At 76.1% G+C, this 799-nt stretch carries 1 pseudogene; it reads left to right on the top strand.

The window, feature by feature from the left end:
- Positions 1–55 precede the first annotated feature (55 nt).
- Positions 56–799 (top strand): annotated as a pseudogene (locus DD1DGNOD_RS29670) (NADH:flavin oxidoreductase); the annotation flags it as partial.

Below are 799 nucleotides of genomic sequence, written 5' to 3'. Positions count from 1 at the left end.
CCTGCCAGCAGGACCCGCTGGCCGGGTTTGCGCCCGCGGCCGCGGGGCACTGACCATGCCCACCCCGCGTCTGGTCGACCCGTTGGTGCTGGGGGCGCGGTGCGCTCCGTCCCGGGTGCTGTTCGGACCGCACGAGACCAACCTCGGTCACCGGCGCTCCTTAAGCCCCCGGCACGTGGCCTACTACGCCAGCCGGGCGGCGGGCGGTGCCGGCATCGTCGTCACCGAGACGGCGTCGGTCACCGGCGACGACTGGCCCTACGAGCGGGCGCCGCTGGCCGCCGACTGCGCGCCCGGCTGGTCGGCGGTGGTCGACGCCTGCCGGCCGCACGGCACCCTCGTGCTCGCCGGGCTGGGCCATGCCGGTGGGCAGGGCTCGAGCGCGTTCTCCCAGTCGGTGATGTGGGCGCCGTCACCGGTGGCCGACGCGGGTAGCCGCGAACTGCCCGCGGAGATGGAGCAGACCGAGATCGACGCGGTCGTCGAGGGTTTCGCCGCCGCGGCCCGGCTGGCCGCGGCGGCCGGTACCGACGGCGTCGAGATCGACGCCGGGGTCGTCTCCCTGCTGCGCCAGTTCCACTCCGGGCTGACCAACCAGCGAGGGGACGGCTACGGCACCGACCGGCTGCGCCTGACCCGCGAGGTGCTCGCCGCGGTACGCGGCGCGCTGGGGGCCGACCGGATCCTCGCGCTGCGGCTGTCCTGCGACGAGCTCGCGCCCTGGGCCGGGGTGACCCCCGACCATGCGGCCGAGCAGGTCGCCGCCCTCGCCGGCGACATCGACCTGCTCGTCGTGGTG

Origin of the sequence: Candidatus Protofrankia californiensis, assembly GCF_900634765.1 — a bacterium.
GTDB lineage: Bacteria > Actinomycetota > Actinomycetes > Frankiales > Frankiaceae > Protofrankia > Protofrankia californiensis.
Note: the sequence above shows the minus strand (reverse complement) of the source record. Positions and strands in the feature narration are given on the sequence as shown.